Origin of the sequence: Variovorax sp. efr-133-TYG-130 (assembly GCF_030208835.1) — a bacterium.
In the GTDB taxonomy this organism is placed as follows: Bacteria; Pseudomonadota; Gammaproteobacteria; order Burkholderiales; family Burkholderiaceae_C; genus Variovorax.
Genome location: NZ_JARVTD010000031.1, coordinates 70,556 through 96,434 on the forward strand (window position 1 = coordinate 70,556; position 25,879 = coordinate 96,434).

Consider the following 25,879-nt stretch of genomic DNA (forward strand, 5'->3'; position numbering starts at 1 on the left):
CCGCCGGTCATTCGAATTTGTAGTTCGCGCCCACCGGCTGGCCGACCTTGAGCACGTGCTCCACGCCCTGGATCACGATGCAGTTCATGCCGAAGGTGATGCCGCCGTCCACGCGCGGATCGGCGCGGTAGGTGCGCAGGGTGTTGCCGACCTCGGGGCTGCTGACGGCGGTGGCCGGGTCGATGTCCGGGATCGGGCAGCGCGTGCAGGGCTTGACGGGGCGGAGTTCGGCTTCGCCTTCGCCGGCGGCGATGTGCAGCGCGTCCACCCGGTCCTCGTCGTGCGACTCGATGCCCGCCAGCACGATGTTGGGCCGGAAGCGCTCGATGCCCACGGCATCGTGGCCCTGCGCGGCAAGGCGCTCGTTCAGCTCGGCCAGCGAGCCTTCGCTCGCCACCAGCACCGGGTAGCCGTCGGCGAACTGGTTCTCGGCCTCGATGCCGCCGGTCCACTTCAGGCTGGACAGGCGCTTGTGTTCCGGGTCGAAGCGCACGAGACGCAGGGTCTGCGGCTTGCCGGGCTCCGACAGGAAATCGCTGAACCACTGCGCGGCGATGTCGCCCATGTCGTAGGCCGCCACTTCGTCCTTCCAGACGCGCACGCGCACCGGTTTCTCGACGCGGTCGAAGGCCAGGTGCAGCGCCAGCATGCCGGGCGCGCGCAGAACCACTTCCATATGCTTCATCTGCGGCTTGATCAGCGCCATGCGCGGCAGCTGCCGCTGGGTGACGAATTCGCCCTGGGCGTCGACCACCATCCAGGCGCGGTCGAATTCCAGGCCGGTCTCGGTCAGCAGCACCTCGGGAAGCTCGACCCCGCCGCAGGACTTGACCGGATAGATGAACAGGCGCGCGATGGTGGCTTCGAGGTCGAAAGCGGGCTGGGACACGGTGGGGGTTCCTTGGAAATCGGCGGCAATTGTCCCGCAGCTTTGGAAAGTACCCTGAGCCGTTCCGGGGATACTGCGGAACCGGCTCCGTCGGGCCGCTGGTATCGCCCTCGCGAGGGGGCGGGCGTAATCCATACAATCGTTTCATGGCTCTCCCCCCAGAAGTTTGCATTCGCGGCGCCGGCATCGTCGGCCGCACGCTGGCCCTGCTGCTCGCGCGCGAGCGTGTGCGCGTCGCGCTGGTGGTGCCTCCGGCCACGCAGGGCAAGCAGGACGTCCGCGCCTATGCGCTGAACACCGCCTCCCGCACGCTGCTCGAATCGCTGCGCGCCTGGCCCGACGCCGCGCACGCCACGCCGGTGCGCGAAATGCTCGTGCACGGCGACGAAGGCGGCCGGGTGCATTTCAGCGCCACGCGCCAGAAAGTCGACGCGCTGGCCTGGATCGTCGACGTGCCCGCGCTCGAGCAGCAACTGGCAGACGCCGTGCGCTTCCAGCCCCTGATCGAAGTCGTGGCCGAGCCGGTCGCCGCACCGCTCACCGTGGTGTGCGAAGGCAAGGCCAGCGCCACGCGCGAGGCGCTCGGCGTGAGCTACGAGGTCACGCGCTATCCCCAGCATGCGATAGCGGCGCGGCTCGAGGCCGAGCAGTCGCACGACGGCATCGCGCGCCAGTGGTTCAACGACAAGGGCGAGGTGCTCGCGCTGCTGCCGCTGGGCGGCGTGCACGGCAAGACGGTCGCGCTGGTCTGGTCGGTCGACCAGTTGCGCGCACCGGCCCTGCTCGCGCAAGGCGACGAAGAATTCAATGCCGCGGTCACCGAGGCCAGCCGCGCGGCGCTCGGTGCGCTCAAGCTCACGAGCGAGCGCGGTGCCTGGCCGCTGGCCCGCGCCATCGCCGACCGCTGGACCGGCGCCATGCCCGGCCAGCCAACCCGCTCCTGGGCGCTGGCGGGCGACGCCGCCCACACGGTGCACCCGCTCGCCGGCCAGGGCCTGAACCTGGGCCTGGCCGACGCCTCTGTGCTGGCCGATGTGATCAAGAACCGCGACTACTGGCGCAGCGTGGGCGACGCGCGCCTGCTGCGCCGCTACGAACGCGCCCGCCGTGCCGACGTGCTGCAGATGAGCCTGGCGACCGACGGCCTGCAGCAACTTTTCTCGCACAACCTGGGGCCGCTGCCTGTATTGCGCAACTGGGGCATGCGCGGTTTCGACCGCACGCGCCTAGTCAAGCACTGGATCACGGCACAGGCGATGGGCCTGAAGGCCTGACGCACGCCACTTCTCGAATCGAACCAACGGATCTCCCGATGACACTCGCACGCAACCTCCTACTCGCCGCCTGCACGCTGGGCGCGGTCGTGGCCGCCACAGCCGGCGAAGCCGAGATCCGCAAGAACCTGCCGGCGCGCATTCCGCAGTTCCCCGCCATCGACGAAGTGTCGAAGTCGCCGATTCCGGGCCTCTACGAAGTGCGCGTGAACAGCTCGCAGATCTTCTACACCGACGAGCAGGGCAACTACCTGATCCAGGGCAACCTGATCGACGTGAAGTCGCGCAAGAACCTGACCGAGGAACGGGTCGAGAAGCTCAGCGCCGTCGCCTTCGACCAGCTGCCGCTGAAGGACTCGATCAAGATCGTGCGTGGCAACGGCAAGCGCAAGCTCGCCGTGTTCGAAGACCCGAACTGCGGCTACTGCAAGCGCTTCGAGAAGGACATGAAGACGGTCGACAACGTCACCGTGTACCTGTTCCTGTACCCCGTGCTCGGCCCCGATTCGAACATCAAGTCGCGCGACATCTGGTGCAGCAAGGACAAGGGCAAGGCCTGGGGCGACTGGATGGAGTCGAGCACCCGTCCCGCCACCGCGCCCAGCAGCTGCGACGTGACCGCGCTGCAGCGCAACGTCGAGTTCGGCCGCAAGTACAACATCACCGGCACGCCCACGCTGATCTTCAGCGACGGCACCCGCACGCCCGGCGCCATTCCCGCAGAGCAGGTCGAGAAGCAACTCGCCGCTTCGTCGAGCTGATGGCGACGAAGGCTCCTGCGCGGCGCAGTACCGCCGCTACCGCCGTGCCCATAGCCGGCGTGCGCTTTCGCGTGGAATGCGCGGATCTCCATGCGCGCCTGTTCGGGGTGACGCTGACCATCGACGCGCCCGCCGCGCAGCAGCGCGTGTCGCTGCCAGTGTGGATTCCGGGCAGCTACCTGGTGCGCGAATTCGCCAAGAACCTGCAGGGCCTGCGCGCCACGCAGGGGCGCCGCAAGCCGACCCTGACGCAGCTCGACAAATGCAGCTGGCTCGTCGAATGCGCGCCCGGCCAGCCGCTGGTGCTGAACTACCAGGTCTGCGCCTACGACAACTCGGTGCGCACCGCCTGGCTCGACGCCGAGCGCGGCTTCTTCAACGGCACCAGCGTGTGCCTGCGGGTCGAAGGCCAGACCGACGCGCCGCATGCGCTGGAAATCGTCGCGCCGGTGCTGCCTGAGGATGCCGCGCGCTGGTCCTGCGCCACCGCGCTGGTTCCGCTCAAGACCGACAAACATGGCTTCGGCAGCTACCGCGCCGCCGACTACGACGAGCTGGCCGACAGCCCGGTCGAGCTGGGCGCCTTCTGGAGCGCCGATTTCGAAGCCTGCGGCGTGCCGCACCGCTTCGTGGTGGCGGGCGCCGCAGCCTCGTTCGACGGCGACCGGCTCATTGCCGACACCAAGGCCATCTGCGAAGCAGAGATGCGCTTCTGGCACGGCGACAAGGCCGGCAAGCGCGGCGGCCCGAAGCTGCCGATCGACCGCTACGTGTTCATGCTCAACGCGGTGGACGACGGCTACGGCGGGCTCGAGCATCGCCACTCCACGGCGCTGATCTGCAACCGCCGCGACCTGCCGCAGCGCGGCGAGAAGAAAAAGCAGCCCGAGGGCTACACCACGCTGATGGGCCTCATCAGCCACGAGTACTTCCACACCTGGAACGTCAAGCGCATGCGGCCCGCCGAGTTCGCGCGCTACGACTACAGCCAGGAAAACTACACGCAGCTGCTGTGGTTCTTCGAGGGCTTCACCAGCTACTACGACGACCTGCTGCTGCGCCGCGCCGGCCGCATCGACGACGCGGCCTACCTGCGCCTGCTGAACAAGACGATCAACCAGGTCATGCAGACGCCGGGACGCCTCGTGCAGCCGGTGGCCGACGCGAGCTTCGACGCCTGGGTCAAGTACTACCGCCAGGACGAGCAGACGCCCAACAGCACGGTGAGCTACTACACCAAGGGCGCGCTGGTGGCGCTGTGCTTCGACCTCACGCTGCGCCATGAAGGCAAGGGCACCCTCGACGACGTGATGCGCCACCTGTGGACGCACAGCGGCGGCGGGCCGATCAGCGAAGCCGACTTCGCGGCCGCGCTGGAGGCCGTGAGCGGCCGCTCGTATGCGGCGGAACTCGCGCGCTGGGTGCATTCGACCGAGGAGCTTCCGCTTGCGCAGCTTCTGCGCGCGCACGGCGTCGCCACGCTGGAAGACCCGTCGCAGCAGGCGCAGGTGCTGGGCCTGCGCGTGGCCGAAACCAGCGGCAGCGTGCAGGTCAAGGTGGTGCTGCGCGGCGGTGCGGCCGAGAAGGCGGGCTTTTCGGCGAACGACGAGTGGATCGGCATCGAGCTGCCTGCTGTCGGCCGGAAGGGCCAGCAGCGGCCGGCGCAAGCCTGGCGCATCGCCAAGCTCGACGACCTCGCGCTGTACCTGGGCGATGCGACGAAGTTCACGGCCATCGTCGCGCGTGACCGCAAGCTGCTCAGGCTGCCGCTCGCGCTGCCGGCCAACGCGACCACCTGGCGCCTGTTCGCGCACGATGCCGCCAAGGCGGCGGGCTGGCTGGCCGGCTAGCTAGGCGTTTTCCGGCGCGGCCGGGTGCCGCACGAACATCATCGGCTGCGGCTCGCCGACCAGCACGCAGGGCTTGCCGGTCCTGCGGCAGTGGTCCTGCACGCGCCAATAGGCGCCGTGGCTCACGCAGCCGGTCTGGCAGATCACCAGGTCGGCGGCACGCAGGCTGGCTTCGAGCGCGGGATCGTCCGCGTCGGCACCGCCGTCGTGGTGCAGGTAGCGTCCTCCCGCGATTTCGACCAGCTGGCGTGCGAGCGACCGCGCCTGGTCTTCATGGCCGACGCACAGCACGGCTTTCTCGCGCAGATCGGCGGGCGCTTGCGGCCGGGACGGCCGCAGATGGCGCCGGCTGCCCGGCGACAGCAGCGCATTCAGCCGCTTGGGCAGCGCCCCGCCCGCGGCGGCACGCGCGGCCAGCTCCTCGCGCACGATGGCAACGGCCGAATCGCGCGCCACCAGTGCGCCGCGCAAACGGACGATCTGCGCCTCGAGCCTTTCGACCAGCGCGGCCTGCTCGGCCAGCAGGCGCGAGCAGCGCTCCTGGGCCCGGGCATAGGCCCGCAGCAACACGGCATGTTCTTGCATCGGGAACTCCATGGCGGGCATTCTAGATGAGAGCAATTCTCAACTGAAGTCCATTTGGTGCTTAGTGCGAAACCGACTTCGAGAACACGTTCACCACCACCACGCCCGCGATGATCAGCCCGAGCCCCGCGATGGCCGGCCCGTCGAGCTTCTGGCCGAACCACAGCCAGCTCACGAGCGAGATCAGCACGATGCCCACGCCCGACCAGATCGCATAGGCGATGCCGGTCGGAATGGTGCGCAGCGTCAGCGAGAGGAAGAAGAACGCGACCACGTAGCCGGCCACCGAGGCCAGCGTGGGCCACAGCCGCGTGAAACCATCCGAGCCCTTGAGGAAACTGGTGGCGATCACTTCGGCCACGATGGCGACGAACAGGTAGGCATAGTTGGAACTCATGGCGGGCACTCTATGGGAACTCGCCATGCCCTGCCACCCGCGCCGGCCATGCTGGGTATAGTGAAGCGCGTTTTTCTTCCCCTTCCCCGGAGACACCATGAGCTACGAAAACATCGAAGTGCGGACCGAAGCAGGCAAGGTCGGCATCATCACCCTCAACCGCCCGAAGGCCCTGAATGCGCTGAACGACGCGCTGATGACCGAACTGGGCCAGGCCCTGAAGGCCTTCGATGCGGACGATGCCATCGGCTGCATCATCCTCACGGGCAGCGAGCGCGCCTTCGCGGCCGGCGCCGACATCGCGGCGATGGCGAAGTACAGCTTCATCGACACCTACAAGGGCGACTACATCACGCGCAACTGGGAAATCATCCGCTCGATCCGCAAGCCGGTGATCGGCGCAGTGGCCGGCTTCGCGCTGGGCGGAGGCTGCGAGCTGGCGATGATGTGCGACTTCATCATCGCGGCCGACAACGCGAAGTTCGGCCAGCCAGAGATCAAGATCGGCGTGATTCCCGGTGCCGGCGGCACGCAGCGCCTGCCGCGCGCGGTGGGCAAGAGCAAGGCCATGGACATGGTGCTCACGGCACGCATGATGGACGCGGCCGAAGCCGAACGCGCCGGCCTCGTGAGCCGCGTGGTGCCCTTCGAGAAGCTCGCCGACGAGGCGCTGGGCGCGGCGCTGATCATCTGCGGCTTCTCGCAGATCTCGGTGATGGCGGCCAAGGAATCGGTCAACCGCGCCTTCGAGAGCGGCCTGAGCGACGGCGTGATGTTCGAGCGCCGGCTGTTCCACGCGCTGTTCGCCACGCAGGACCAGAAGGAAGGCATGGACGCCTTCCTGAACAAGCGCCAGCCGGACTTCAAGAACGCCTGAGGGCGGATGCGCGCGGCCGGATGCGTTCCGGTCAGCGCGTGAGCAGCGCGCGCAGCGCGTCGAGCGCCTGCGCGGGCGGCGTGCCGACCAGCGCGGTGCCGCCGGGCTGCGGCGTCCAGCGCACCTGGCCGCCGGCGATCTCCAGCACGGCGACCAGCGTGCTGCCGCGATAGAGCGAAAGACGCGCCTCGACCGGCGCGGCGAGTGCTTCCCCGGGCGCCGTCGCCGAACGGGCCACGGTGCCAACGAGCGCGGGCAAGCCTTCGATGTCGCCGCGCGCGTGGCGCACTTCGGCGCCTGAGCCCGTGAAGCTGAAGGACGTCCACCTGTCCAGCGCAGTGAAGCCCGCCGGGCCTTCTGCCCGCAGGACCGACTTGGGTACTGCAGCGCGCGGAGCGGGGGCGCGCTGCAGCGCGCCGGAGGCGTCTGCACTCGCGTTGTCGCCTTGCGGCGGTGGCGGCGGCGCGATGGCCGGTGCAGGCGCTGCGGCAGGCGCCGGAGCCTCCGCCGCATAGGCACGCCGGCGTTCGTTTTCCAAGCGCTCTTCACGTTGCTCGTCGCTGCGCGAAGGAGCGGCCTGCCCAGCCACTGCGGCTGAAGGCGATGCAGGCGCCGGCGCGACTGGCGCTGGCGCTGGGGCAGCCTGCAATGGCGGCGCGGGGCGGCGAACGGCATCCGCGCCGGCATCGCGCCGGGCCTGCGCTTGTTTCTGTTCGGCGGCGGGCGCTTTTTTGGCGGCAGCAGATGGCGGCGATGCCGGTCGAGGCGCAGGCGCGGCAGCCAGCGGCGGTTCCGCAGGAGGCGCGGCCTCGGCCGCCGGTTGAGCGGGCGCAGGCGCAGGTGGTGCCGCCGCTGGCGCTGCAGCGCCGGCAACGCGTGCCTCGCCATCCAGCTGTGCATCCGGCACCGGCTCGCGATGCCACAGCACCGTCACGAAAGTCGCCAGCAGCACCGTGGCGAACGCCGCATTCCACGGCATGCGCGAACGCGGCTCCCCGCCACCGCCGAACACGCGGCGCCACCACGGCGCGGCGCTCGCGCTGTTGGCAGCGGCGTTCTTCGCGGCCGGCACGGTGGCGGCAAGGTTGTGCGCCATCTTCAGGATGGCATCGCGCGTGCGCGGGTCGGGGGTTGCGTCGCTGTCGGGTGCATGGTCCAGCGCGCGGCGCAGGGCCGGGTCGCGCAGGTCGCGTTCATCGTCGCGGTCGAAACCGGTGGTGCCGTTGCCGCTCATGCCCGCTGCTCCAGCACCGCAAGGTAACGCGCCATGCAGCCGCGCAGCTTCTGCAGGCCGTAGCGCAGGCGGCTGCGCACGGTCTCGAAACCGATCTCCAGGCTCGCGGCCAGCGCCTCGACGGTCAGGCCGTCTTCGTGGTGCAGCAGGAACGCGGCGCGCTGGTCGCTCGGAAGCTCGTCCAGGCAGGCCAGCAGCCGGCGGCCGGCGGCGCGCCAGAAAGCGAGCTCCTCGGCGGACGGATGCGCGGCAGCGTCCATCGCGCCGCGCACGCCGCGCTCGAGCGTGGGCACGGGATCGCCGTCGTCGTCGGGATGCGCATCGAGCGCCACTTCGCGTCCGCTCACGCGCAGGCGGTCCATCGCAAGGTTGTGTGCAATGGTGAAGGCCCAGGTGCGCCAGGCGGCGCCCTGCGGCGAGAAGCTGTCGCGCGCCGAGATGATCCGCACCCAGGTGTCCTGGAACACCTCGTCGGCCTGCGCCGCGAGCCGCGCGCCCAGCAGCCGCTTGACGAAGCGGAACAGCCCGCCCTCGTGGCGCGCATAGAGCACGTCGAACGCGGCGGCGTCGCCCTGCGCGTAGGCCAGCATCAACTGGTCGTCGGGCATGGCCTGTCGCTCGGTGGCGCTGTCGGCGGAAGGGGCGCGGGGAAGCGCGGACATCGGAGGATTTTCACCCGGGCTTGTACGGGCGACGAGCGGCTTCGGGGTTAGAGCCTGCAAAAATCGACTCGGGTGGCCAGCAGGCTGTTGAACTCGGGCAAAAAGCTGGGCTATAATTTTGGGCTCGGCACCAAACAATGCCGAACGGCTCTTTAGCTCAGTCGGTTAGAGCGATGGAATCATAATCCACAGGTCCGCGGTTCGAGTCCGTGAAGAGCCACCAACAATATAAGCCTTGCAAGTCATTGACTTGCAAGGCTTTTTTCTTGGCGAAGGATAATCGGCGGCAATGCCCGCCTCCTTCCGCGCCACACCGACCCTGCCTGCCGCCCGCGCAGGCCTGCGTCGTCCCGGCGCGGGCCTGATCCGCTGGGTCTTGCTGTGGTTCGCGCTGTCGCTCGGCGCGGCCATCGCGTCGCCGGTGGTGCATCCGCAGTCCGTGGAGCTGGTGTGCTCGAGCGCCGGGTCGGTCAAGGCCATCGTGCATACCGACGACGGCGCGCAAGAGCTGGGCATGGGCCACATGGACTGCCCGCTGTGCGTGCTGGCAGGCGCACCGCCCGCGACGCCCGCGGTCGAACTTCCCGTGCTCCTGCCGCCGTGCCATGCGGTGCAGCCGGTTCCGGCCGCGCACGTCGCCGTGGGCACAGCGACACCCCCGCCCGCGCGCGGCCCTCCTTCGCTCTCCTGACGCTTCCCGTTTTCGCTCGTCCGCGCATGTGATGCCGCCGCCTGAGGGCTGGCTTCGTCGCATCGCGGTCCTCCGCACAACGCATCGATCGGCGCTCGCGTCCGGGCGCCAGAGAGCTTTTATCCATGACTCATTCCACCCTTTCACGCCGTGGCCTGCTGCTGTCCGGCGGCACCGCGCTTGCGGCCCTGGCCCTCGCCGGCTGCGACAACGGCAAAGTGCTGCCCGCCAGCTTCAACGGCGTCGACATCAGCGGCGCCACCTACGCGCAGGACTTCCGCCTGACCGACCCCGACGGCCGCGAGCGCACGCTGGCCGACTTCAAGGGCAAGGCGGTGATGATGTTCTTCGGCTTCACGCAATGCCCCGACGTATGCCCCACCGCGCTCGTGCGCGCCGCGGAGATCAGGCGGCTGCTCGGCACAGACGGCGAACGGCTGCAGGTGATCTTCGTCACCGTCGACCCCGAGCGCGACACGCCCGTGGTGCTCAAGGCCTACACCGAGGCCTTCGATCCGAGCTTCATCGGCCTGTATGGCGACGCGCAGAAGACCAGCGACACCGCGAAGGAGTTCAAGGTGTTCTACAAGAAGGTGCCCACCGGCTCCTCGTACACCATGGACCACTCGGCCTTCAGCTACGTGTTCGACCCCAGGGGAAAGATCCGCCTCGTGCTGCGCCACGAGCAGAGCGCGCAGGAATGCGCCGACGACCTGCGCAAGATCCTGCAGGCCTGACCTTTTCAACCATTCAAATCAAATCCCAGGAGATCCAGACCATGAAGAACCGCATTGCACACATCCTCGCCGTCACCAGCGCAGCGCTGCTGCTCACCGCGCATGCGGCGCACGCGCAAGTCACCGTCAAGGACGCCTGGGTGCGCGCCACCGTGCCGCAGCAGAAAGCCACCGGCGCGTTCATGCAGCTGAGCGCCGCAAAGGACACCAGGCTGGTGTCGGCCAGCTCGCCCGTCACGCCGGTCGTCGAAGTGCACGAGATGGCCATGCAGGACAACGTGATGCGCATGCGCCAGATCGCCGCGCTGGACCTGCCGGCCGGCAAGGCCGTCGAACTCAAGCCCGGCGGCTATCACGTGATGCTGCTCGACCTCAAGCAGCAGGTGAAAGAAGGCGACACCGTGCCGCTCACGCTGGTGTTCGAGGGCAAGGACGGCAAGCGTGAGACGGTGGAGGTGAAGGCGCCGGTGCGGGCGCTGAATGCGTCGGCGCAGCCGGCGGCGGGCCACGGCGGGCACAAGCACTGAGCGCCCCGGCGCGGGACCGGCTGAAGGAACTACCCTGTTTCGGTGATGGCGCCCGCCCCCGGGACGCACAAGAATTGTTAATAAATATTGACAAACCATCCCCTCCCCGGCCGGCGTCTTCGTGGGCCGGATGCCCGAGGGAGGTGCATACGGGGGTTTTCAGTGCCGCTCAGCTACCTGCTCCACTTGGAGAACGCTCGCCTGCCGATGCACGTGACCGGCGCGCAGGATGTGCGCCGGGTCTCCGTCCTGAAGGCGACCGGCCTCATCGAGGCCGCCATCGACCCGGCCTACGACACCGGCAAGGGCAGCTACAGGCTGGCGCAGGACGCGCTGGTGATCTGCATCACCGACGACGGACATGCCGAGATCGACCGGCTGCGCGGCGGCGAGGGCAACGGCAGCAGCGCATCGCCGAAGAAGGCATCGAACGCCAGGCTCGAGCCGCTCGACTACCTTCGCGCCATAGAAAGTTCGGCCTTCCCCCTTCGGGTGCAGGACAGGGAGGCGATCGGCTGCGTGGAGGCACTGAAGCAGGCGGGCTTCGTCGATGCGGTCATCGGCCCGGCGCTCACATGGAAGGCCGCCGACGGCGAGCCGCAGGGGCTGGCGGTGATCAAGCGCATCACGCCTTTCGGCCGGGCGCATCTGGCGCGAAGCGCGACCAGGTGATTGCGCGGCATCTGGAATTCCGGCCAACCGGCGCCGCAAGCGGTCGGCGCCAACGGCTGGGCGCGCGGCTGCCTATTCAACAGGCAACGTGGCGGGAACCCACGCCGATGCTTGCTCCGCCGATCCGACTCCCCGCACAACCCACAGAGTTGTCCACAGAAAAATCGAACAAGTCATCAAACCGTCAAACAGATGTCGTCGCCGTGTAACCCTTGAACTGCTCGCGCAGCTTCGTCTTCAGCAGCTTGCCGGTGGCGGTGTGCGGCAGGCTGTCGACGAACACCACGTCGTCCGGCAGCCACCATTTCACGACGCGCTCCGCAAGGAATGTGAGCAGTTCCTCTCGTGTCACTTCCGCCCCGGCGCGCTTCACCACGATGAGCAGCGGCCGCTCCTGCCACTTCGGATGCGCGATGCCGATCACGGCCGCTTCGGCCACCGCCGGGTGCAGGCTCGCCGTGTTCTCGAGGTCGATGGAGGAAATCCATTCGCCGCCCGACTTGATCACGTCCTTCGCGCGGTCGACCAGCTGCACATAGCCGTCTTCGTCGATGTTGGCGACGTCGCCCGTGGGAAAGAAGCCTTCGGCGTCGAGCACCGGCCCGCCCTCGCTCTTGAAGTAGCCGCTCGCGATCCATGGTCCGCGCACATGCAGGTGGCCGAAGGCCTTGCCGTCGTGCGGCAGGCGCCGGCCGTCTTCGCCGACGATCTTCAGTTCCACGCCCCACACGCCGCGGCCCTGGCGCATCTTCACGCGCAGCTGCTCTTCCTTGGGCATCGACAGGTGCTTGGGCAGCAGGTTGCCGATCACGCCGATGGGGCTGGTCTCGGTCATGCCCCAGCCCTGCACGAAGTCGGCGCCGAAGTCGCGCTCGAAGCGCTCGATCATGCTGCGCGGCGTGGCGGCGCCGCCCACGCCGATGCGCTTGAGGCCGATGGCGCGGGTGTCGATTTCAGGATGCGCGTCGAAGTACTGGAACAGCATCAGCCAGATGGTGGGTACGGCCTGCGAGAAGCCGACCTTCTCGTCGCGCATCAGCTCGTACAGGCTCTGGCCGTCCATGTGCGGGCCGGGCATGACCAGCTTCGCGCCGGCCATCGCCGCTGCATACGGCATGCCCCAGGCGTTGGCATGGAACATGGGCACCGCGAGCAGCAGCGTCATCTGCGAATTGACGCCGAAGGTGTCGGGCGCGCATTCCATCAGCGAATGCAGCACGGTCGAGCGGTGCGAATACAGCACGCCCTTCGGGTTGCCGGTGGTGCCCGAGGTGTAGCAGAGCGAAGAGGCGGTGCGCTCGTCGAACTCGGGCCAGGCGTAGGCCTCGCTCTGCGCGCCGATGAGTTCGTCGTAGCACAGCAGATTCGGCACGTCGATGGCGGGCATGTGCGCGCGGTCGGTCATGGCGATGAAGGCGCGCACCGACTTCAGGCCCGGTGCGAGCTTCTCCACCAGCGGCGCGAAGGTGGTGTCGAAGAACAGCACCTTGTCTTCCGCATGGTTGACGATGTAGTCGATCTGCTCGGGAAAGAGCCGCGGGTTCACCGTGTGCAGCACCGCGCCCGAGCCCGACACGCCGAAGTACAGCGCCAGGTGGCGATACGTGTTCCAGGCCAGCGTGCCGACGCGGTCGCCGGGCTCGATGCCCAGCGTCTTCAACGCATTGGCCACCTGCTTGGAGCGGCGCTGTATCTCCGCGTAGTTTGTGCGGTGCACCGGCCCCTCCACGGTGCGCCCGACGATCTCGGCGCGCGGGTGAAAGGTGGCCGCGTGATCGATCAGCGACGAGATCAGCAGCGGGCGGTCTTGCATCAATCCGAACATGGTCTTGTCTCCTGTACGCTGGGGCGATGCTAGGCAGCCGCCGTGCCGCGCCGCATCGTCGGAACGGACGATTGAGGGCGTTCAAGGGTTGCCCCTAGCATCGATCTTCAAGAGGACCCTTGCATGAACGTTCAGGACGCCATCGCCACCCGCCGCTCGGTGCGCGATTTTCTCGACACGCCGGTGCCCGGCGAAGTCATCCGCCGCGTGCTCGCGCAGGCATTGCGCGCGCCCTCGGGCGGCAACCTGCAGCCGTGGCACCTGCACGTGGTGGGCGGCGACAGGCTGTCGGAGCTGAAAACCATCATGCGCACCCGCGTGCAGGAGGCACCCGGCGGCGAAGGCAGCGAGTACGACATCTACCCGCGCGAGCTGGTCGCGCCCTACCGCGACCGCCGCTTCGCCGTGGGCGAGGCCATGTACGCACGCCTGGGCATCCCGCGCGAGGACAAGTCCGCGCGCCGCGAATGGTTCGCGCGCAACTACCAGTTCTTCGGCGCGCCGCTCGCGCTGTTCTGCACCGTCGACCGCCGCATGGGGCCGCCGCAGTGGTCCGACCTGGGCATGCTCCTGCAGAATGTGATGCTCCTGCTGCGCGCCGAAGGGCTCGACAGCTGCCCGCAGGAATGCTGGGCCATCTACCCGCAGACCATCGGCCGGTTCATCGAACTGCCGCCCGAGCGCATGCTCTTCACCGGCATGGCCATCGGCTACGCCGACAGGAGCAGGCCGCTCGACGCACTGGTGACCGAGCGCGCGCCGCTCGATGAAGTGGCGGAGTTCACGGGCATCTGAGCCGAGGAACGGAACCTGCTTGCCGCCGGGCGTACTCCACGAAGCGCCCGATGATGCTCATTGCCCAGATCTCCGACCCGCACATCCGCCCCGCCGGCCAGCTCTACCAGGGCGTGGCCGATTCGAACCGGATGTTCGAGGAAGCCATCGACCATCTGCACGCCCTTGACCGCAGGCCCGAGCTCGTGCTGCTGACCGGCGACCTCGTCGACGAAGGCCGGCCCGACGAATACGCGCAGGCGCGCCGACTGCTGTCGAAGCTGGCCATTCCCTGCCTCGTGATTCCCGGCAACCACGACCACCGCGAGAACTTCCGCACGGCCTTCGCGGACCACGCCTACCTGCCGGCCGAAGGCCCGATGCACTACTGCATCGACGACCATGCGGTGCGCATCGTGGCGCTGGACTCCTGCGTTCCCGGCCTGCACCACGGCGATGTCGACGCAGAAGGCCTCGCATGGCTGCGGCGCACGCTGGAGGCCGACCGCGCGAAGCCGACACTGCTGATGCTGCACCACCCGCCCTTCGCCAGCGGCATTCCCTACATGGATACCTACAGCTACGCCAACCCCGCCCCGCTCGAAGCCGTGCTGCGCGATTTCGACAACATCGAGCGCGTGCTGTGCGGGCATGTGCACCGCACGATGCTGCGGCGCTGGGCGGGCACGGTCGTGTGCTCCTGCCCCAGCAGCACGACGGAAATCGCACTGCGGCTCGCGGACGGTGCGGCGCCGGCCTCTTACATAGGGCGGCCGGGCTGCATGCTGCATCTGTGGGACGAGGTGCATGGCATGGTGAGCCATGTGAGCCACGTCGGGGCGATGGAGGGGCCGTATCCGTTTGCGTGAGGTATCTGGTGAAGCGGGCATCCTGCGCCGCGCTGCCCACCGCGCCTCAGGCCGCCGCGATCACCTGGTCGCGCCCCATCGCCTTGGCCTTGTAGAGCGCCGCGTCGGCGCGCGCCAGCACTTCGTCGACGCCCCGGCCGCCGTCGTTCGCGGCCACGCCGATGCTCACCGCGATGGAGCCGACCTCGGCCATGGGGGAGTCGGCGCCGAAGGGCTCGGCGATGGCCTGCTTGAGCCGCGCGGCGATGGCCATGGCCTCGACCTGGCCGGTGCCGGGCAGCAGCACCACGAACTCCTCGCCGCCGTAGCGCCCGAGCACGCCGGCGTCGCCCACCGCCCGCTGCATGCGCCGCACGGCCTCGCGCAGCACCTTGTCGCCCATCTGGTGGCCGAAGCGGTCGTTGACGTCCTTGAAGTGGTCCAGGTCCACCATCAGCAGCGCCATGTGCCGACGGTCGGACGCGAAGGCGCCGCGGCAGGCATCGAGCAGCGCGCGGCGGTTGAGCGCGCCGGTCAGGGAGTCGCGCGTGGCCAGGTACTCGAACTCGGTGTGCACGCGGTCCGTGGCCATCAGGATGACGGAGATCGACAGCAGCAGCACCGAGAACGAATACATGCTGATGTAGAGCGACTGGATCCAGTTGCCGTCCATCAGGTTGCTGCCGGCCATGCCCAGCACCACCGACACGAAGCGCAGCGCCGCCACCGCAGCCTGCGCCAGCAGCAGGCCGATCATCAGCGGCTGGCCGAACACGCGGGGCCGGTGGCGCAGGTAGAGCAGGGCATGCGCGAAGAACAGCAAGGACACCGCGAAGGTGACGATCAGCAGGCGGGCCTCGAAGTCGGGCTTGACGGTGCTGAACCAGAACATGGACAGCCCTATCAACCCGTTCAGCAGCGTCCAGCCCCGGGTGTCGCTGCTCCCCAGCAGGAACTTCTGGCTGCCCGAGTAATACAGGATGCACGCCTGGAACAGCACGACGTTGGCGACCACGATCGTGAGGAAGTCCGGAAGGTAGTCGCGCGCCGCGAACAGCATGGTGCTGGTGAAAGCCAGCAGCGGCGCCAGCGCCCATTCGCTCAACCCGCGGATGCTGGCCGGGTAGCTGCGCCGCATGAAGAACATCACCAGGGCCATCATGACGCCCATGAGGCCGGCCAGCACGATGACGGAACGGGGGTCGAGAAGGGATGGCAATGCGCCCATGGGGCGAGATTATTGATTATGTTGACATTGCCTTCCGGGAAGCCGCCCCAAGGCCTCCGGCGCGGCTCAGAGCCGTTCGAGGATGGTCACGTTGGCCATGCCGCCGCCCTCGCACATGGTCTGCAGCCCGTAGCGCTTGCCGCGCTGGCCGAGCGCATGCACCAGCGTGGCCATCAGCTTGGTGCCGGACGCGCCGAGCGGGTGGCCCAGCGCGATGGCGCCGCCGTTCACGTTCAGCCGCGCCGGGTCGGCGTCCAGCGTCTGCAGCCAGGCCAGCGGCACCGGCGCGAAGGCCTCGTTGACCTCGTACAGGTCGATGTCGCCGATCTTCATGCCCGCCTTCGCCAGCGCCCGCCGGGTGGCGGGAATGGGCGCCTCCAGCATGATGACCGGGTCGTGCCCCATCACGCTCATGTGGTGGATGCGCGCGAGCGGCTGCATGCCCAGCATCTTGAGGCCGCGCTCGTTGACCACCATCAGACCGCTCGCGCCGTCGCAGATCTGGCTGGCGGTGGCGGCGGTGCAGCGCCCGCCCTCGGCGATCAGCTTGACGGCGGCGATGCTCTCCAGCGTGGCGTCGTGGCGGATGCCTTCGTCGACGGTGTGCAGTTCGCCGGTCTCGGTGCCGTCGGCCATGCGCACGGCCACCGGCACGATCTCGCGCTCGAAGTGGCCCGCCTTCGTCGCGGCGATGGCGTTGCGGTGGCTGCGCAGCGCGTAGGCGTCGAGCTCGGCCTTCTCTATGCCGTAGTTCCTGGCGATCATCTCGGCGCCGGTGAACTGGCTGAACTGCACGTCGGGGTAGCGCCTGGCCATCTGCGGGCTCACGTAGAAGCCCAGCCCGTTCTTCAGCGGCAGCGTGGTGGGCAGGCCCATGGGCACGCGCGTCATGCTCTCCACGCCGGCCGCGATCACGATGTCCATGCTGCCCGACATCACGGCCTGCGCCGCGAAGTGCAGCGCCTGCTGCGACGAGCCGCACTGCCGGTCGACCGAGGTGGCCGGCACCGACTCGGGCAGCTTCGACGCCAGCACAGCGTTGCGCGCGATGTTGGCCGCCTGCTCGCCGGCCTGGCCGACGCAGCCCATGATGACGTCCTCGACCAGCGCGGGGTCGGCGCCGGTGCGCTCCACCAGTGCGTCGAGCACCTGCGCGGCAAGGTCGGCCGGGTGCCACCCGGCCAGGCGGCCGTTGCGGCGGCCGCCCGCGGTGCGCGCGGCGGCGACGATGAATGCTTCGGGCATGAAAGTCTCCTGTGTTCGTGGGTGGTGCGGGCTCAGCGCGGCGCCATGCGGATGGCCCCGTCGAGCCGCACGCTTTCGCCGTTGAAGTAGCCGTTGGTAATCATCAGCTCGGCCAGCGTCGCGTATTCCGCCGGGTTGCCCAGCCGCTTGGGGAACGGCACCGACGCCGCCAGCGCGGCCTTCACGTTGTCGGGCGCGCCCTGCAGCAGCGGCGTGTCGAAGATGCCCGGCAGGATGGTGTTGACGCGGATGCCCTCGGCCATCAGGTCGCGCGCAATGGGCAGCGTCATGCCGACGATGCCGGCCTTCGACGCGGTGTAGGCCGCCTGGCCCATCTGCCCGTCCTGCGCGGCCACCGAGGCGGTGTTGACGATGGCGCCGCGCTCGCCGTCCTGCAGCATGCCGAGCGTGAGCATGCCGGCGGCCGACTTGGCGATGCAGCGGAAGGTGCCCACCAGGTTGATCTGGATGATGCGGTCGAAATTGGCGAGCGGAAAGTGCTTGATCTCGCCGCTGGCCTTGTCGCGGCTCGCGGTTTTCACCGCGTTGCCGGTGCCGGCGCAGTTGACCAGCACGCGCTCCTGCCCGTGCGCGGCGCGGGCCTTGGCGAAGGCCGCGTCCACCTGCTCTTCGGAGGTGACGTCGACCTTGCAGAAGACGCCGCCCAGTTCCCTGGCCAGGGCCTCGCCCTGTTCGGCGTTGAGGTCGAACAGCGCGACCTTCACGCCGTGGCCGGCCAGGCGGCGCGCGGTGGCGGCGCCGAGGCCGGAAGCGCCGCCGGTGACGACGGCGGCAATGCTGGAATCGAGTTGCATGAGATGCGGTCCTTGCAGGGTAAGTGGCGGTTTCCGCGGGCCAGTTTAGGAAGCAGAATCGGCGGCGGCATCGTCGGAAACGACGGAAATCCGGGCCGTTCGGGCTCCGGTGCGCCAACCGCCCTTGACCGCCTGCCGATGTCGCCTCCCACGCCCCGCATCCTCGAAACCAAGCTCAACCCGCCGGCCGCCAACGCCACGCAGGTGCCGCGCACCGCCATCCGCGAAGAGATCGCCGCGGCCGCCGTCAAGCTGGTGCTGGTGCGCGCGCCGGCCGGCTTCGGCAAGACCACGGCCATGGCGCAGATCCGCGAGCGCATGGAGGCGCAGGGCATCGCCACCGCCTGGCTCACGCTCGACCGCGCCGACAACGACGTGTCGCGCTTCCTCGATTGCCTGGCCGAAGCCGCGCAGCGCCTGGGCGTGGACGAGCCGCGCGCCAACGGGCCGTTCGACGCCGTGGCCGCGCTGGCCGCGCACGACGCGCCGTTCACGCTGTTCCTCGACGACTTCGAGGTGGTGCAGGAGCCGGCGGTGCTCGGCCTGGTGCGCGAGATCGTCGAGCACCTGCCGCGCCGCGGCCAGATCGTGATCGGCTCGCGCGGCCTGCCCGACCTGGGCCTGGGCCGGCTGCGCGCGCGCGGGCAGCTCATAGAGATCGACACCGACCGGCTGCGCTTCAGCCTGGAGGAAACCAGCGCCTTCTTCGGCCTGCGCATGGCGCATGCAAACCAGGCGATGCAGGCGCTGCCCGCCGACCTGCTCTCGCAGCTGCATCGCAAGACCGAAGGCTGGGTGGCAGCGATCTGGCTGGCTTCGATGGCGCTGGAGCGCCACGGCACCGAGACCGGTTTCGTCGAGCGCTTCTCGGGCTCCGACCGCGCCGTGGCCGACTACCTGGCCGAAGACGTGCTCGCGCACCAGCCGGCCGACATCCGCGACTTCCTGCTGCGCACCAGCATCCTGCGGCAGCTCGACGCCTCGGTGTGCCAGGCGCTGTGCCCGCGCGCCGACTGCGCGGCCATCCTGGAACGGCTGGCCGCGTCCAACCTGTTCCTCACGCCGGTGAGCGGCGACGGCGGAGATGGCGGAAACGGCGGCGCGTGGCGCTATCACAGCCTGTTCGCCGACTTCCTGCGCGCTCGGCTCGCGCACGAGCAGCCCGGCGAAACGGCGCGGCTGCATCTCGCGGCCGCCGGCTGGTACGAGTCGCACGACCGGCCGGTGCCCGCCATCGACCACGCCATCGAGGGCGGCGACCATCCGTATGCGCTGGCGCTGCTCGACAGCTACGCGGCGCAGTTCCTCGAACAGGGCCGCATGCGCATGCTGGCGCGCTGGTTCTCTGCCATTCCGGAACACCAGCTGCGCGAGCATCCGTTCCTGCAGCCGATCGCGCTGTGGGCCACCTGCTTCACGCACGGCCCGTGGGAGGCGATGCGCATGCTCGATCAGTCGGGCTGCCTCGAAAGCCCCATCCCCGAGGTGCGCGCGAGCGCCCACACGCTGGTGCCGCTGCTGCTGGCCATGCAGGACCGCCACGACGAGGCCTACGAAGCCGGCCGCCAGAGCCTGGCGCGACTGCCCACCGGCCTGCCGTTCGCCGACAGCGTGCTGCTCAACGGCATGGCCCACATCCTCGCGGTGCGCGGCGACCAGCACGAGGCGCGCCGCATGCTGGAGGCCGCGCGCGAGCGCGGCAGCAGCACCTTCAACCGCATGTACACCGAGTCGCTGGCCGGCCTGTTCGACCTGCACGAAGGGCGGCTGCGGCAGGCCACCGCGCGGCTGCGCATGGCGGTCGACTCCACCCATGCCGTGTCGTACAACCACAGCCACGGCAACGCCTGGGCCGGCGTGCTGTATGCGGGCGCGGTGTACGAGACCAACCAGCTCGTGCAGGCCGAGCACCTGCTGAACGTGTACCTGCCGCTGGCGCGCGACGTCGGCCTGCCGGACCACATGATCCTGAGCCACGTGATGCGCTCGCGGCTGGCGTTCCACGCGGGCGACATCGACGCTGCGTTCCAGGCGCTGACCGAGCTGGAATACCTCGGCCACCACCGGCAGCTGCCGCGCGTGGTGGCCGGCGCCAAGCTGGAGCGCTCGCGCATGCTGCTGCTGCAGGGCAACGGACCCGCGTCGCGCGACGAACTGGCCCGCGCCGACGACCCCGCGCTGTGGGAACGCGAGAGGCGCCAGCGCCTGCCGGCGCACGACCTCGACTACATGGCCCTGGCGCGGGCGCGCTGGGACATCGCCTTCGGCGATGCGCGCGCCGCGCTGGAGGCGCTCGACACCGAACTGCATGCCGCGCTGGCCGTGGCGCACAACCGCCGCGCGCTCAAGCTGCGGGTGCTGCGCGCGCTGGCGCTGCAGGCCGCGGGCGACGCGTCGGCCGCCGTCAAGGAATTCGAGACCGTGCTGCAGGCCGCCAGCCAGGAAGGCTTCGTGCGGCTGATCCTCGACGAAGGCCCGGCCGTCGGCGCGCTGGTGCACCGCTATGCGCAGTCGGCGCAGGAGGCGCCCGCCGCGCGCGGCGACCCGATCCTGGCGGACTACCTGCAGCGCCTGCTGCAGCTCGTCGGCCCGATGCCGGCGGCCGACGCGGATGCGCCCGCATCCGGCGCCGACGCGATGAAGGAGCCGCTCACGCGCAAGGAAATCCGGGTGCTGCAGTTGCTGGCCGAGGGGTATTCGAACAGCGCGATGGCGGAGAAGCTGTTCGTGTCGGACAGCACGGTGCGCACGCACCTGCGCAACATCAACATGAAACTCGACGCGAAGAGCCGCACGCAGGCGGTGGCGATCGCGCGGCGGCTGGGCGTGATCCGGTAGGCAGCGCCACCGGTGGTATTACAAATACTACGGATTCCGGTGATACCGCCCGCCTCTGGCCGTCCATAGCATTCCCTCAGAGAGATCAGAGCCTTCCTGCTGCCGCGGTTGCCATGGTGCGGCGCGGCGGCGGAAGCGCAGCGTCCGGCCGAATGCGGCAGGCCGCGCAGGGAGTCATCGACACACAGAGCGACAGGAGCGAAGCCACCATGCCCAAAGGAATCCCCAACCCGGCCCCCATGTATGGCATCGCCCCACGCGCCTGGGGTTTCGAGGTGTCGATCGTGCGCAACGGCAACCGCTTCTACAAGCAGTTCGGCCGCGCCAGCTACGGCAGCGAGGAGCAGGCCCTGCTGCAGGCGCAGGCCTGGCGCGACGAGATCGTGCGCAGCTTCCCCCCGGTCGCGCGGCGCACGCGGGCCGAGAAGCTGCGCGCAAACAACACCACCGGCGTGTCGGGCGTGTTCTGCCAGGTCGCGTCGGGCGGCCGGGTGCGGGCATGGGTCGCCAAGACCTATCTTGGAGAAAACGAGATCCTGCGCACCGATTTCCCGGTCGATGCCGCCGGCGGCGATGCGCAGGCGCTGGCCATACAGGAGCGCGCGCGGCAGCTGGAACACATGTCGGGCCTGGCCCGCCTGCATCCGGCCGAGGAGTCGATCCGCAAGAGCCAGGACAGGCTGCCGGCCGAACTGCTGTCGCCCAAGCGCTCCAAGTCCGAGATCCGGCGCAGCACCAATTCCAGCGGCGTGAGCGGCGTGCACTTCAAGGCGCCCAACGTCGGCCACCCGGGCTACTGGCTCGCCATCACCTACACGGCGGGCAAGGGCAGCGTGAGCAAGGCGTTCTCCATCAAGGAACACGGGCCCGAGGAAGCCAAGCGCCTGGCCATCGCGGAGCGCGAGCGCCAGCTCGAGGCCAAGCTGTCGGGCGGCCGCACCCGCGCCGCCACCGATGTGCGCACCGACACCGCCATCGCGCCCATCGCCTACCGCCAGGAAGCGCGTTCGCAAGGCACGGCGGGCGCCGGCGCGCCTGAGGCAGGGCAGGTCCGGCTGTGAGGCTTCGGCGGCGGCGGGCAGGCCGGGCGTGCGGTTTCGCCGGATCGCCATGCCGCTTCGGCCAGAATAGCGGGCAAATGCGTGCGCCGACGAGCGCCGCGCAGTTCGGGGAGCCCGCCAACAGCAGTGCGCAGAAAAGCAGCACGTCGAGAATGCCCAAAGGAATCCCCAATCCGGCCGCCATGTACGGCATCTGCATCAGACCCTGGGGATTCGAAGTCTCTATCGTGCGCAACGGCGTACGCCACTACAGGCAGTTCGGCAAGGCCAGCTACGGCGGCGAGGCGCAGGCGCTGCTTCAGGCGCAGGACTGGCGCGACGCCATCGTGCGCAGCGTGCCGCCGCCCACGCGGCGCGAGCGCGCGCAAAAGCTCAGAACGAACAACAGCACCGGCGTGCCGGGCGTGTTTCACCAGATGTCCGCCGGCGGCCAGGTGCGGGCCTGGATGGCCAAGACCTACATCGGGCAGGGCGAGATTCTTCGCACCGACTTCATCGTCGACCACCTGGGCGACGCGGCCCAGGCGCTGGCCATCCGCGAGCGCGAGCGGCAGCTTGAACGCATGCAGGGGCTGGTGCGGCTGCACCCGGCCGAGGAAGCGATTCGCATGGGCCTCGCGACCCATGCGCCAGCGCCCCGCGCGGCCAAGCGCTCGAAGTCGGAGATCACCCGGCGCAACAACACCAGCGGCGTGAGCGGCGTGCATTTCAAGACGCCCAACGCCAGCCATCCCGGCTATTGGCTGGCCATCACCTACACCACCGGCAAGGGCAGCGTGAGCAAGGCTTTTTCGGTGAAGGAACACGGCTACGACATGGCCAAGCGCCTGGCGATCGCCGAACGCGCGAATCAACTCGCCGCGAAGCTGGGCCAGGACCGCTGATGGCACAAGACAGACGCGGCTTCGCCGCTGCGGCGAAGCCCGCCACGGGCGCCCGGCCATGACGCTCAAGTCCATTCACCAGCTGCTGCGCGTGGCATCGCACCTGCTGGACCAGGCGGCCGCCGAGGTCCACGCGACAGATCTGGAGCCGGTGCAGGAAAACGTCGAGCGCATCGGCCGCGCGCTGATCGAGGTGATCGAAGTGCAGCGCCGCATCTACGAGGAACAGCCGGAGCTGGCGCCCAAGTCGCTGGCGGCCTCGCCGAAGGAAGCCGACGCCAGCCGCCTCTTCACCGAGTTCACGATGGAGGCGCTGGCGCTGGAAGAAGCCGGCAAGACCGCCGCGGCGCGCGAGAAATACACAGCGTTCATCGGCATCTCGCCCTCGCACCTGCACCGCGAGATCGCGCGGGCGGAGATCCGGCGGCTGTCCTAGCAGGCCGTGTCGGGTCACAGCGCCCGCGAGATCACCTCCTTCATGATCTCGTTGGTGCCGCCGTAGATGCGCTGCACGCGGGCATCGGCGTACATGCGCGCCACCATGTATTCGTTCATGAAGCCGTAGCCGCCGAACAGCTGCAGGCACTCGTCGACCACGCGGCCCTGCGCTTCCGAGCCCCAGAGCTTGGCCATCGACGCGGTGGCGGTGTCGAGCCTGCCGGCCACCAGGTCTTCCACGCAGCGGTCGATGAAGGCGCGGCCCACCTTGATCTGCGTCGCGATCTCGGCCAGCTTGAACTTGGTGTTCTGGAACTCGGCGATCGGCTTGCCGAAGGCCTTGCGGTCGCGCACGTAGTCGAGCGTGGCCTCGTAGGCGCCCTCCATGGTGGCGAGCGCGCTCAGGCCGATGATGGTGCGCTCATAAGGCAGGTCGCTCATCAGCTGGAAGAAGCCCTGCCCTTCCACGCCGCCCAGCAGCGCATCGGCCGGCACGCGCACGTCGTCGAAGAAAAGCTCGGAAGTGTCCTGCGCCTTCATGCCGATCTTGTCGAGCACGCGGCCCACGCGAAAGCCCTTGCAGCCTTCGGTCTCGACGATGAGGATCGAGGTGCCCTTGGCGCCCTGCGCCGGGTCGGTCTTGCACACCACCAGCACCACGCCGGCCAGGTAGCCGTTGGTGATGAAGGTCTTCGAGCCGTTGATGCGAAAGCCGCTGCCGTCCTTCTCGGCGCGCGTGCGCACGCCCTGCAGGTCGGAGCCGGCGCCGGGCTCGGTCATGGCGATGGCGCCGACCATCTCGCCGCGCGCCATGCGCGGCAGGTAGTGGCGCTTCTGCTCCTCCGTGCCGTGGTTGAGGAAGTAGTGCGCCACGATGGCATGCACCGACGTGGCCATGCCGGTGAGCGCGCGGCGCGACATCTCTTCGTAGAACACAGCCTCGTGGCGGAAGTCGCCGCCCGCGCCGCCGTACGCCTCGGGGATGTCGGCGCACAGCAGGCCGAGCGCGCCGGCCTTGCGCCAGACCTCGTGGCCGACGTGGCCGCGCTTGCGGGCTTCCTCGTCGTGCGGAAGCACTTCGGTCTCGATGAAGCGCACCACGTTGTCGCGGTACAGCTCGAGGTCTTCGTCGCTCCAGGAGCGGCGGAAATCGATGGGCATTTTCTTCTTCCTTGAGGTGTTCTTCGGTCAGCCGATGCGGCGGCTCCTGCCGGCCCAGAAGGGCTCGCGCAGCTGGAACTTCTGCAGCTTGCCCGCGGCCGACAGCGGCAGCGCGTCGCGGAACTCCACGCTGCGCGGGCACTTGTAGCCGGCGATCTGCTCGCGGCAATGCGCGATGACGGCCTCCGCCTCCAGCGCCATGCCTTCGCGCCGCACGATCACCGCGTGCACGCGCTCGCCCCACTTGTCGTCGGGCACACCGATCACGGCGGACATCAGCACCTGCGGGAGCTGGGCGATGGCGTTCTCGACCTCGGCCGAATACACGTTCTCGCCGCCGCTCACGATCATGTCCTTCATGCGGTCGACCACGAAGACGAAGCCTTCCTCGTCCATGTAGCCGCCGTCGCCGGTGTGCATCCAGCCGCCGCGCAGCGCGGCCTCGGTTTCCCTCGGCTTGTTCCAGTAGCCCTTCATGACCATCGGCCCGCGCGCGACGATCTCGCCGACCTGGCCGAAGGGCACTTCGTTGTCGTCGCCGTCGACGATGCGCAGCTCGGCAATGGAGATGGGCGTGCCGGCCGAGCGCAGCAGGCGCTCGCGATCCGGCCCCGGCGCGTGGCAATACGGCGGCAGCGCGGTAACCACCGGCGACAGCTCGGTCATGCCGTAGACCTGCGCGAATGCGGTACCCGGAAAGGCGCGCATGGCCTGGTCGAGCAGCGCCGCGTCGATGGGCGCCGCGCCGTACGACAGCAGGCGCAGGCTCGACAGGTCGAACTCCGCGAAGCGCGGATGCTCGATCACGCGCTTGATCATGGTGGGCACCAGGAACATCTCGGTGATGCGCGCCGACTGCAGCGTCTGCAGCACCGCCAGCTCGTCGAACACCGGCACCACGTGCACCGGCACCAGCCGCATCAGGCTCTGCAGCGCCACGCCGCAGCCGGCCACGTGGAACATGGGCGCCGCGACGATGGCCGCGGCGTCCTGCGTGTCGCGCGGCAGCGCGGCCACCGTGCCCAGCGCGTTGATGCACAGGCTGCCGTGCGTGAGCATCACGCCCTTGGGCTGGCCGGTGGTGCCGCCGGTGTACATGACGGCGGCCAGCTCGTCGCTGCGGTGCGGGGCATCTTCGGCGGGTTCCGTGGCGGCGAGCAGCGCCTCGTAGCCGACCATGCCTTCGGGCACCGCGCCGTCGCCGCAATAGACCACGGTGCGCAGCGAGCGGGAGAGCCGGCGCAGCTCGGCGGCCATGGGCGCGAAGACGTCGTCCACCAGCAAGATGCGGGTGTCGCAGTCGTCGAGCGAGTACGCCACTTCCTTGGGGTTCCAGCGGATGTTGACCGGGTTGATGACGCCGCCGCCCCACCAGGTGCCGAAGAAGTATTCGACGAAGCGGTGCGAGTTGAGGCTCATCATGCCGACCCGGTCGCCCGGCTGCATGCCGAGCTGCCGCAGCACCGCGCCGAGGCGCGCGACGCGGTCGGTGAACCCGGCGAAGTCGAGCCGCGTGCCGCCGCAGACCACGGCGGTGGCCTTGCCTTTTTCGCGCCGGCCCTTGTGCAGGGGTTGGGTGAGGAACATGGGGTCTGTCTCCGTTCTT

Annotated in this window: 25 protein-coding genes and 1 tRNA gene; 15 read left to right on the plus strand and 11 right to left on the minus strand. The window is 69.1% G+C overall.

What is annotated here, in order from left to right:
• Positions 1-7 precede the first annotated feature (7 nt).
• Positions 8-889 (minus strand): MOSC domain-containing protein, encoded by an 882-nt coding sequence (locus QRN67_RS25805; RefSeq protein WP_285414148.1) that lies wholly within the window; start codon positions 887-889, stop codon positions 8-10.
• 146 nt (positions 890-1,035) lie between these two features.
• Between QRN67_RS25805 and QRN67_RS25810 the strand changes: the two genes are divergently transcribed.
• From QRN67_RS25810 to QRN67_RS25820, 3 genes are read left to right on the plus strand one after another with little or no spacing between them, the layout of a single operon-like run.
• Complete coding sequence (locus tag QRN67_RS25810) at positions 1,036-2,163, plus strand: FAD-dependent monooxygenase (protein ID WP_285414150.1); 1,128 nt, start codon at positions 1,036-1,038, stop codon at positions 2,161-2,163.
• Between the two features lie 38 nt (positions 2,164-2,201).
• A complete protein-coding gene (locus QRN67_RS25815) occupies positions 2,202-2,924 on the plus strand; it encodes a DsbC family protein (RefSeq protein ID WP_081271109.1) in 723 nt (240 codons plus the stop codon).
• Positions 2,924-4,774 (plus strand): M61 family metallopeptidase, encoded by a 1,851-nt coding sequence (locus QRN67_RS25820; protein WP_285414152.1) that lies wholly within the window; start codon positions 2,924-2,926, stop codon positions 4,772-4,774. The genes QRN67_RS25815 and QRN67_RS25820 overlap by 1 nt, the downstream gene beginning before the upstream one ends.
• Here QRN67_RS25820 and QRN67_RS25825 read toward each other — a convergent pair whose 3' ends face one another.
• Together QRN67_RS25825 and QRN67_RS25830 are read right to left on the minus strand one after the other, a co-directional pair.
• A complete protein-coding gene (locus tag QRN67_RS25825; protein ID WP_285414154.1) occupies positions 4,775-5,359 on the minus strand; it encodes a DUF2325 domain-containing protein in 585 nt (194 codons plus the stop codon).
• A gap of 61 nt (positions 5,360-5,420) precedes the next feature.
• Positions 5,421-5,756: an SMR family transporter gene (locus tag QRN67_RS25830; protein WP_093130430.1), complete on the minus strand. Its 336-nt coding sequence runs from the start codon at positions 5,754-5,756 to the stop codon at positions 5,421-5,423.
• Positions 5,757-5,853: 97 nt separating this feature from the next.
• Between QRN67_RS25830 and QRN67_RS25835 the strand changes: the two genes are divergently transcribed.
• The gene (locus tag QRN67_RS25835; RefSeq protein ID WP_285414158.1) at positions 5,854-6,633 is read left to right on the plus strand and encodes an enoyl-CoA hydratase; all 780 of its coding nucleotides are present in this window, start codon (positions 5,854-5,856) and stop codon (positions 6,631-6,633) included.
• Positions 6,634-6,664: 31 nt separating this feature from the next.
• On the opposite strand, the gene QRN67_RS25840 is transcribed toward QRN67_RS25835, so the two are convergent.
• Both QRN67_RS25840 and QRN67_RS25845 read right to left on the minus strand, forming a co-directional pair.
• The gene (locus QRN67_RS25840) at positions 6,665-7,867 is read right to left on the minus strand and encodes a hypothetical protein (RefSeq protein ID WP_285414159.1); all 1,203 of its coding nucleotides are present in this window, start codon (positions 7,865-7,867) and stop codon (positions 6,665-6,667) included.
• Positions 7,864-8,529 (minus strand): sigma-70 family RNA polymerase sigma factor, encoded by a 666-nt coding sequence (locus QRN67_RS25845; RefSeq protein WP_081271113.1) that lies wholly within the window; start codon positions 8,527-8,529, stop codon positions 7,864-7,866. The genes QRN67_RS25840 and QRN67_RS25845 overlap by 4 nt, the downstream gene beginning before the upstream one ends.
• A 146-nt stretch (positions 8,530-8,675) precedes the next feature.
• Between QRN67_RS25845 and QRN67_RS25850 the strand changes: the two genes are divergently transcribed.
• The 5 genes from QRN67_RS25850 to QRN67_RS25870 all read left to right on the plus strand — a co-directional run bounded on the left by QRN67_RS25850 (position 8,676) and on the right by QRN67_RS25870 (position 11,156).
• A tRNA-Met gene (locus QRN67_RS25850) sits at positions 8,676-8,752 on the plus strand.
• 66 nt (positions 8,753-8,818) lie between these two features.
• Positions 8,819-9,220 (plus strand): DUF2946 family protein, encoded by a 402-nt coding sequence (locus QRN67_RS25855; protein WP_285414160.1) that lies wholly within the window; start codon positions 8,819-8,821, stop codon positions 9,218-9,220.
• A 125-nt stretch (positions 9,221-9,345) separates the two neighbouring features.
• Positions 9,346-9,957, plus strand: coding sequence for an SCO family protein (locus QRN67_RS25860; RefSeq protein ID WP_285414162.1), 612 nt, complete (start codon positions 9,346-9,348; stop codon positions 9,955-9,957).
• Positions 9,958-9,998: 41 nt separating this feature from the next.
• Positions 9,999-10,484: a copper chaperone PCu(A)C gene (locus QRN67_RS25865; protein WP_081271115.1), complete on the plus strand. Its 486-nt coding sequence runs from the start codon at positions 9,999-10,001 to the stop codon at positions 10,482-10,484.
• A 186-nt stretch (positions 10,485-10,670) separates the two neighbouring features.
• A complete protein-coding gene (locus QRN67_RS25870) occupies positions 10,671-11,156 on the plus strand; it encodes a hypothetical protein (protein ID WP_285414163.1) in 486 nt (161 codons plus the stop codon).
• A 184-nt stretch (positions 11,157-11,340) separates the two neighbouring features.
• On the opposite strand, the gene QRN67_RS25875 is transcribed toward QRN67_RS25870, so the two are convergent.
• On the minus strand, positions 11,341-12,981 hold the full coding sequence (locus QRN67_RS25875) for a 3-(methylthio)propionyl-CoA ligase (protein ID WP_106936784.1): 1,641 nt from the start codon (positions 12,979-12,981) through the stop codon (positions 11,341-11,343).
• 123 nt (positions 12,982-13,104) lie between these two features.
• Between QRN67_RS25875 and QRN67_RS25880 the strand changes: the two genes are divergently transcribed.
• Together QRN67_RS25880 and QRN67_RS25885 are read left to right on the plus strand one after the other, a co-directional pair.
• Positions 13,105-13,776, plus strand: a complete 672-nt coding sequence (locus QRN67_RS25880) for a nitroreductase (protein ID WP_285414165.1) — start codon at positions 13,105-13,107, stop codon at positions 13,774-13,776.
• Between the two features lie 50 nt (positions 13,777-13,826).
• Positions 13,827-14,624 carry a phosphodiesterase gene (locus QRN67_RS25885; RefSeq protein ID WP_285414166.1) on the plus strand — a complete coding sequence of 266 codons (798 nt, stop codon included), beginning with the start codon at positions 13,827-13,829 and terminating at the stop codon, positions 14,622-14,624.
• 46 nt (positions 14,625-14,670) lie between these two features.
• Here the strand turns inward: QRN67_RS25885 and QRN67_RS25890 are convergent, their stop codons facing one another.
• The 3 genes from QRN67_RS25890 to QRN67_RS25900 all read right to left on the minus strand — a co-directional run bounded on the left by QRN67_RS25890 (position 14,671) and on the right by QRN67_RS25900 (position 17,891).
• Positions 14,671-15,831: a GGDEF domain-containing protein gene (locus tag QRN67_RS25890; protein WP_285414167.1), complete on the minus strand. Its 1,161-nt coding sequence runs from the start codon at positions 15,829-15,831 to the stop codon at positions 14,671-14,673.
• A gap of 66 nt (positions 15,832-15,897) precedes the next feature.
• Complete coding sequence (locus tag QRN67_RS25895; RefSeq protein ID WP_285414168.1) at positions 15,898-17,076, minus strand: acetyl-CoA C-acetyltransferase; 1,179 nt, start codon at positions 17,074-17,076, stop codon at positions 15,898-15,900.
• Positions 17,077-17,108: 32 nt separating this feature from the next.
• Positions 17,109-17,891, minus strand: coding sequence for an SDR family NAD(P)-dependent oxidoreductase (locus tag QRN67_RS25900; protein ID WP_285414169.1), 783 nt, complete (start codon positions 17,889-17,891; stop codon positions 17,109-17,111).
• 138 nt (positions 17,892-18,029) lie between these two features.
• Here QRN67_RS25900 and QRN67_RS25905 point away from each other — a divergent pair, with 138 nt between their 5' ends.
• From QRN67_RS25905 to QRN67_RS25920, 4 genes are all read left to right on the plus strand, one after another.
• Positions 18,030-20,729: a winged helix-turn-helix domain-containing protein gene (locus QRN67_RS25905; RefSeq protein ID WP_285414170.1), complete on the plus strand. Its 2,700-nt coding sequence runs from the start codon at positions 18,030-18,032 to the stop codon at positions 20,727-20,729.
• A 209-nt stretch (positions 20,730-20,938) separates the two neighbouring features.
• Complete coding sequence (locus tag QRN67_RS25910; RefSeq protein ID WP_081271140.1) at positions 20,939-21,790, plus strand: AP2 domain-containing protein; 852 nt, start codon at positions 20,939-20,941, stop codon at positions 21,788-21,790.
• 152 nt (positions 21,791-21,942) lie between these two features.
• Positions 21,943-22,674: an AP2/ERF family transcription factor gene (locus QRN67_RS25915; RefSeq protein WP_285414172.1), complete on the plus strand. Its 732-nt coding sequence runs from the start codon at positions 21,943-21,945 to the stop codon at positions 22,672-22,674.
• A 58-nt stretch (positions 22,675-22,732) separates the two neighbouring features.
• Positions 22,733-23,110, plus strand: a complete 378-nt coding sequence (locus tag QRN67_RS25920) for a hypothetical protein (RefSeq protein ID WP_081271123.1) — start codon at positions 22,733-22,735, stop codon at positions 23,108-23,110.
• Positions 23,111-23,124: 14 nt separating this feature from the next.
• Here the strand turns inward: QRN67_RS25920 and QRN67_RS25925 are convergent, their stop codons facing one another.
• Positions 23,125-24,273, minus strand: a complete 1,149-nt coding sequence (locus QRN67_RS25925; protein ID WP_285414175.1) for an acyl-CoA dehydrogenase family protein — start codon at positions 24,271-24,273, stop codon at positions 23,125-23,127.
• 27 nt (positions 24,274-24,300) lie between these two features.
• Positions 24,301-25,860, minus strand: a complete 1,560-nt coding sequence (locus QRN67_RS25930) for a long-chain-fatty-acid--CoA ligase (RefSeq protein WP_285414177.1) — start codon at positions 25,858-25,860, stop codon at positions 24,301-24,303.
• Positions 25,861-25,879: the final 19 nt, after the last annotated feature.

Bases quoted from the DNA above. Each gene is read 5' to 3' on its own strand.
- QRN67_RS25840 (WP_285414159.1), bottom strand. From the start codon at position 7,867: ATGAGCGGCAACGGCACCACCGGTTTCGACCGCGACGATGAACGCGAC.
- QRN67_RS25815 (WP_081271109.1), top strand. From the start codon at position 2,202: ATGACACTCGCACGCAACCTCCTACTCGCCGCCTGCACGCTGGGCGCG.
- QRN67_RS25915 (WP_285414172.1), top strand. From the start codon at position 21,943: ATGCCCAAAGGAATCCCCAATCCGGCCGCCATGTACGGCATCTGCATC.
- QRN67_RS25930 (WP_285414177.1), bottom strand. From the start codon at position 25,860: ATGTTCCTCACCCAACCCCTGCACAAGGGCCGGCGCGAAAAAGGCAAG.
- QRN67_RS25855 (WP_285414160.1), top strand. From the start codon at position 8,819: ATGCCCGCCTCCTTCCGCGCCACACCGACCCTGCCTGCCGCCCGCGCA.
- QRN67_RS25925 (WP_285414175.1), bottom strand. From the start codon at position 24,273: ATGCCCATCGATTTCCGCCGCTCCTGGAGCGACGAAGACCTCGAGCTG.
- QRN67_RS25845 (WP_081271113.1), bottom strand. From the start codon at position 8,529: ATGTCCGCGCTTCCCCGCGCCCCTTCCGCCGACAGCGCCACCGAGCGA.
- QRN67_RS25860 (WP_285414162.1), top strand. From the start codon at position 9,346: ATGACTCATTCCACCCTTTCACGCCGTGGCCTGCTGCTGTCCGGCGGC.
- QRN67_RS25830 (WP_093130430.1), bottom strand. From the start codon at position 5,756: ATGAGTTCCAACTATGCCTACCTGTTCGTCGCCATCGTGGCCGAAGTG.
- QRN67_RS25910 (WP_081271140.1), top strand. From the start codon at position 20,939: ATGCCCAAAGGAATCCCCAACCCGGCCCCCATGTATGGCATCGCCCCA.
- QRN67_RS25875 (WP_106936784.1), bottom strand. From the start codon at position 12,981: ATGTTCGGATTGATGCAAGACCGCCCGCTGCTGATCTCGTCGCTGATC.
- QRN67_RS25885 (WP_285414166.1), top strand. From the start codon at position 13,827: ATGATGCTCATTGCCCAGATCTCCGACCCGCACATCCGCCCCGCCGGC.
- QRN67_RS25880 (WP_285414165.1), top strand. From the start codon at position 13,105: ATGAACGTTCAGGACGCCATCGCCACCCGCCGCTCGGTGCGCGATTTT.
- QRN67_RS25920 (WP_081271123.1), top strand. From the start codon at position 22,733: ATGACGCTCAAGTCCATTCACCAGCTGCTGCGCGTGGCATCGCACCTG.
- QRN67_RS25825 (WP_285414154.1), bottom strand. From the start codon at position 5,359: ATGCAAGAACATGCCGTGTTGCTGCGGGCCTATGCCCGGGCCCAGGAG.
- QRN67_RS25810 (WP_285414150.1), top strand. From the start codon at position 1,036: ATGGCTCTCCCCCCAGAAGTTTGCATTCGCGGCGCCGGCATCGTCGGC.
- QRN67_RS25900 (WP_285414169.1), bottom strand. From the start codon at position 17,891: ATGCAACTCGATTCCAGCATTGCCGCCGTCGTCACCGGCGGCGCTTCC.
- QRN67_RS25905 (WP_285414170.1), top strand. From the start codon at position 18,030: ATGTCGCCTCCCACGCCCCGCATCCTCGAAACCAAGCTCAACCCGCCG.
- QRN67_RS25820 (WP_285414152.1), top strand. From the start codon at position 2,924: ATGGCGACGAAGGCTCCTGCGCGGCGCAGTACCGCCGCTACCGCCGTG.
- QRN67_RS25835 (WP_285414158.1), top strand. From the start codon at position 5,854: ATGAGCTACGAAAACATCGAAGTGCGGACCGAAGCAGGCAAGGTCGGC.
- QRN67_RS25890 (WP_285414167.1), bottom strand. From the start codon at position 15,831: ATGGGCGCATTGCCATCCCTTCTCGACCCCCGTTCCGTCATCGTGCTG.
- QRN67_RS25865 (WP_081271115.1), top strand. From the start codon at position 9,999: ATGAAGAACCGCATTGCACACATCCTCGCCGTCACCAGCGCAGCGCTG.
- QRN67_RS25895 (WP_285414168.1), bottom strand. From the start codon at position 17,076: ATGCCCGAAGCATTCATCGTCGCCGCCGCGCGCACCGCGGGCGGCCGC.